3 protein-coding genes and 1 pseudogene are annotated in these 5288 nt (G+C 62.8%); all 4 read right to left on the bottom strand.

Annotated features, from left to right (window positions below; genetic code table 11):
• A pseudogene (locus DBR22_RS24165) lies at window positions 1-259 on the bottom strand (hypothetical protein); the annotation flags it as partial.
• 275 nt (window positions 260-534) lie between these two features.
• The gene (locus tag DBR22_RS15100; RefSeq protein WP_146187514.1) at window positions 535-1932 is read right to left on the bottom strand and encodes a hypothetical protein; all 1398 of its coding nucleotides are present in this window, start codon (window positions 1930-1932) and stop codon (window positions 535-537) included.
• A 1113-nt stretch (window positions 1933-3045) separates the two neighbouring features.
• Window positions 3046-4458: an amino acid permease gene (locus DBR22_RS15090; RefSeq protein WP_108599702.1), complete on the bottom strand. Its 1413-nt coding sequence runs from the start codon at window positions 4456-4458 to the stop codon at window positions 3046-3048.
• A 43-nt stretch (window positions 4459-4501) separates the two neighbouring features.
• On the bottom strand, window positions 4502-5288 hold a 787-nt coding region (locus DBR22_RS15085), incomplete at its 5' end, for an aminotransferase class I/II-fold pyridoxal phosphate-dependent enzyme (protein WP_108599701.1).

Here is a 5288-nt window from a genome sequence, read left to right as displayed (position 1 = left end):
CCACAAGGGCGAGGCGGTGCCGACGGGCGATGCCTGCGAATTCCGGGCAGGCAGGACTGTCCAGCGGCTCGGCCCCCGCCGGAACCCTCGCGTCCACCTTCATCTTTTCGCAGGTGGGTACTCCAGGAAGGGGACCCAGCGCGGCACCATCGCGGGCTGCCTCGGCGGCGAACCGGTCGATCGTGGAGAGGTTCCGTTGAGATTCCCGGCGGCGGCACCGCAACTGACTTGGGTGCTTAGCGGGCCTGGCACGGACCACCACTCCTTCAGCCCCAGCGGAAGCGCCAGCCGCTACGCCCGAGAGCTTTTTGACTGCAGGATTACCTTCATTGAAACCTGCGTATACGATCGCCGAGTCCCTTTACAGGTCCAGGGCCAGCTGGGTCATGTTGTTGGAGCCGCTCGAGAAACCGTCAAAGTAATCCAGTAATTCGCCAGCGGTAGGCGTGTTGGACGGCAGGTCGCACAGCATGATCAGCTACAGCCATTCGCACCGCGCAGCTCGTTATCGGCGAGCATCTCGATCGCTGCATCTCAGACCAGAGGGCGGCCGACTCGCCGAGCTTCGTTGCGCAGAACCCACTGACAGACATCTCGGATAGCGCGCAGCCATTCCTCCTCAAGGCCGGGCTGAGACTGGGTGGCGACAGCCCTGGAGTACCAACCGGCTGCGGCCTGGGTAGGGTCCCCGAGCACAAACCGTCCGTAGTGAGCCGTGGCGTTCCGGCGGGCATACCAACCTCTTACGAGTGTATAGAGATCGGCGGCGGGTCTGCTCACACTGTTCTCGTCGATTTTGTCCTGACCGCCGAATATGCGGTCGGCAATCAATTCGTAGACTCGCGGCTCCGCTTGGGAGGTGTTTGCTCCATCAGGCCAGAGCGTTCCGTCCAGTCGCGCCAAACGCTGCCCCGATGCAACGCGTGCAATTGCAAGGGTTTCCAGGGCGGACCAATATCGGAAGAACTTGGCATCTTTCGAGTCGTCGTCTGTGGCCTCGGCAAAAAGGTCAATACACAGCTTGACTAGCCCGTCGTTCTCTACTGCTGAGTACTTCACCAGAAGGTCTGTTTGGTTTTCGCCGGAGAGAAATCCGCCAGCTAGGTTCCCCTGATAAACGCGGTGATCGAAAGAGAATTTACTTGCCAGGACTCGTTCGCCATCTCGCTCTTCGATAATAGTAACGAGCGGCTGCCCCTTCGCTCCCCGGTCCAAAGCAAGTAGCGACATGATGACATCTCGCTCCTGCCGACACATGGGAAGCAGCTCCTCGACCGAGTTTGCGAATACAGCCGGGAACACTACGACGGAGACCGGATGGTTCTGAGAAAAAGCGTCCGACCATTGAGGCTGAGCAGCTCTGCTCGGCCAGCCGAGCTCCGAGGCGGTCGCTTCGGTAAGAGCAGCAGCGTCGAGCCCCTGTGGGCGTGAAGCTAACCCAAAGATATTAGAGCCTGGCAACTTGAGGCTGGTTGTCAGCAGCAGCCCTGACACCAGGTGAGCAACTCTGTACTCCTTTGCACCAGGAGCCCCTGGATCACCTAGCGGAACTCCGTATCTCAACTCTTGTGCTTCTGAAATCTGGGCGGCGTGCCTCTCCACCTCGCCAGGGACAGGACTTAGATGCCCTGCTACGTTGGCGATGCTCATATTGAATCCCGATACTAAAGTGCTATTTCCATCAATGACCAGCCTTTCGACAACAACAACGGATTCGACGAGCGCACTTTCAAAAACATGAGTGGCCTCGGCTGCCCCATCGCCGAGTAAGTTGAGGGGGACGGTCGCACACCACGTAGTTTCGGTGGAAGTGACGAGCGCGAGGCAGGCCTCGACTTGTTGCGCGGCAGCGGGGACACTCTCCGCCCTGATAGTAATTGTGTCTCCATGGCTAAAGACAAGAGGCGAAATGCTAGCGGTCACTAATGTCATTCCGTGATCCTAACTCCTCATTCTCCTCTCCTGCATGCCGGGTGTATGCCGGGATGACAATGGACACGCGGCGACTCTACATAGGTGATTTCTCCACGCTAATCCCCGCGCAACTCGCGGCATCGATCAAGTCATCTGTATCGCCAAATGTTATCCAGTCACCCGGCCCACGAGCCGCACGCGGGTACCTGGAAAACCAGCGTGCACAAAGTCTTGACTGGAGCGACAGCCGCCCGCGTTTGCCTTGCGGGGCTAGGACATTAAGACCGAAGCACCTCGAAGATCACCTGCCGAAATTGAGCCCGTCGGGGTTCCTGTCGCGTCACGGCCTCTAGGGCACCACTGAATAGCTGTACGGCGGCTGGCCGACGATCCTCACACGCGAAAAGACCTGGTTGGAGACGGGCAAGAAGCTCGCGCCCCCGGCTCACTCATGGACCCGTGATGCGACGGTCGGCAGACACCAACACACCGCCGTCGTAATTCCCGTCGGCGGCCGATAACCAGGTGCCCCCGTAAGCTAAGCCCTGTTGTCCTGGAGCCGGGTATGACTGCGTCACCATGGTCGTCGCATCAATATCTTTCGGCGTCATGCCAATGGCGGGTGGTTCTGTCCCTGCGGTCAGGGAAGCAGAGGGCGGCAACAAAGGCGGATGTGTCCCGTTGCCTTGAAGCGAACGGGCATGCCGAACTATCGATCCTTTAGATATCGTTCCAGCGACCTTCCCTCAAGTGGTCAAGCGCTCAGTTGCGTACCTGCTCAGCGCACTCCCTGATTGGCAGCTTCAATCGACAGCTTCCGGGAGAGCACAGGCCGTACTCGGAGGTTGAGACGGCTGCTAACTTTAGCGTCGCGTGAGTCGTGGAAATGCTCACCCGGCTGCGTAAGTTCATCGATAACTTGGGATACCAAGCGGCCAATTCCGCGGAAAGCCTCAAACTGATCCTCGTTAGCCAGGAAAGTGACGGGAACTCGAAAACCGTGGACACAAACTCTTGGTCTGCCGGTGACCATTGGACGAGTAACGGTACTGTGTCACCGGGAACGGCCCCGCAGCCGCCCGACGCGCCCTTTGTTTGCCCTGAATCCGCGGAGGGGTTCAGGCGGGTGATTCAGTCAATGAGCACCGGCTGCTCGGCACTGTTCGAAGACTCGGCAACCGTCGCAACTTTCCGCGGCCGGTGGTTCACCCAGCACCCCACAGCAAGTACCGCCACCAACCCAAAAGTGCTCAGGAGCTGGGGCCGGGAATCCTCGCCGATGAAGCCCACCGTGAAGATCGCCGCAAGGATGACCAGACCAAAGCACGTGAGCCACGGGAAGCCGGGCATCCGCAGGGGAAGTTCAGTTCCCTCGCGGTCGGCACGGAGGCGCAGCGCGAGCTGGGCGAGGAGCGCGGACGTCCACACCAACAGGCAGGTCGAACCCACGATGTTGAGCAGGACGGGAAGGACCATCTCAGGGAAAGCCAGCTCCAGCACCACCGTGACCACGCCGAAGGCGACGCTGGCCAGAACTGCGACAACCGGGACCCGTGCCTTGGACACGGAAGCGAGGAGGCGTGGTGCTTCGCCACGCTCCGCGAGGGAGTACGCCATCCGTGACGCACCGTAGAGGTTGGCGTTAAGGGCGGAAAGCAGTGCAGCTACGGCTACCAGGGTGATGGCGGTGGCCGCGCCGGGCATGCCGGCGGCCTCCAGCACGGCGGCGAACGGGCTCTTCAGCCCCGCCGAGCCCACGGGAACCACCGCCGCGATGATGAAGATCGCGCCGATGTAGAAGACCAGGATGCGCCACAGCACGGTGCGGACCGCTTTCTTCACGCTGCGGGCAGGCTCCGCGGTCTCGGCTGCCGCCACGGACACGATCTCGGTGCCGCCGAACGCGAACGCCACCACAAAGAGCGCTGTGGCAATACCGGCGAAGCCGTCCGGCGCGAATCCGGCTCCGGTGAAGTTTGACAGGCCCGGCGACTGGACGCCCGGCAGCCAGCCGAAGAGCAGGGCCGCACCAACCAGGAGGAACCCGACGATTGCTGCCACCTTGAGCAGGGCAAACCAGAACTCGAACTCGCCGAAGTTCTTCACGCTGGTGAGGTTCACGGCGGTGAGCACCACGATGAACACGAAGGCCATCAGCCACACCGGCAGGGCCGGGAAAATGGTGGCCAGCAGGCCTGCCGCACCGAGGGCTTCGGCCGCGATGACCACCACGAGCTGCAGCCACCACAGCCAGCCAACCGTGGCACCGGCCACCGGCCCGTAGGCCTTGGCTGTATAGACGGAGAAGGCACCGCTGTCCGGATTGGCGGCGGCCATCTCGCCGAGGGCCCACATCACCAGGATGATGAGGGTGCCGGCCACGAGGTAGGAGATCAGCACGGCCGGGCCAGCGGCCTGGATGCCGGCGCCGGAGCCGATGAACAGGCCCGCGCCGATGGCGCTTCCGAGCCCCATCATGGTGAGCTGGCGGGGTTTGAGTGCGGCGCCAAGTGGGCGGGCAGACGTCTTTGTCTGTTGTTCCATGGGGAGTCCTCTGGTTGTCGGTGGAACGGGTTGGGGTAACAGGTCAGTCGATTGTTGAGGCTGCGTGGGCTTCCAAAAGCCGGAGCACGCGGTCGTTGGAGGCGGGGCCGGCAACGGTGATCCGCACGCCGTCGCCCTGGTATGCCCGGACCATAATGCCTGCGTGGTCGAACGCATCCACCAGGCTCGCCATGAGGTGCTCGTCCGCACGGATCCACAGGAAGTTGCCCTGGCTCGCCTGCAGTTTCCAGCCCTGGGCTTCCAGCTGCGCGGCCATCCGGGCGCGCTCCTGCTTGACGGCGCCAACCCGCGCGTCCATCTCCCCGCCGGCGTCCAGCGATGCGACGGCCGCCTTCTGGGCCAGCGCGCTCACGGCGAAGGGCAGGGCGGTCCGGCGCAGTCCGTCGGCGATTGCCGGGGCCGCCACGGCGTATCCCACGCGCAGGCCGGCCAGCCCGTAGGCCTTCGAGAAGGTGCGCAGGATGCAGACGTTCGGGTACTCGCGGTAGAGCGCCAGGGAGTCGGGGCCGCTGCCCGCTTCGGCGTATTCCACGTAGGCCTCGTCGATCACCACCAGGATGTCGGAGCGGACGGAGCGCAGGAACGCCTCGATGCGTTCATGGCTGATCGGCACGCCGGTGGGATTGTTGGGGGTGCAGAGCAGGATCACCTTGGTGCGGTCAGTGACGGCCGCGGCCATGGCATCGAGGTCGTGGCCCTCGGCCTCGTCCAGCGGAATCCGAACCGGCCGGGCGCCTGCCAGCTCCACCAGGATGGGGTACGCCTCGAAGGAGCGCCACGCGAAGATCACGTCATCCCCGGCGTCGCAC

It is taken from the genome of Arthrobacter sp. HMWF013 (genome assembly GCF_003061105.1).
In the GTDB taxonomy this organism is placed as follows: domain Bacteria; phylum Actinomycetota; class Actinomycetes; order Actinomycetales; family Micrococcaceae; genus Arthrobacter.
Note: the sequence above shows the minus strand (reverse complement) of the source record. Positions and strands in the feature narration are given on the sequence as shown.

Excerpts from the sequence above, each read along its gene's own strand:
- DBR22_RS15100 (WP_146187514.1), bottom strand. The coding sequence starts at position 1,932 with ATGACATTAGTGACCGCTAGCATTTCGCCTCTTGTCTTTAGCCATGGA.
- DBR22_RS15090 (WP_108599702.1), bottom strand. The coding sequence starts at position 4,458 with ATGGAACAACAGACAAAGACGTCTGCCCGCCCACTTGGCGCCGCACTC.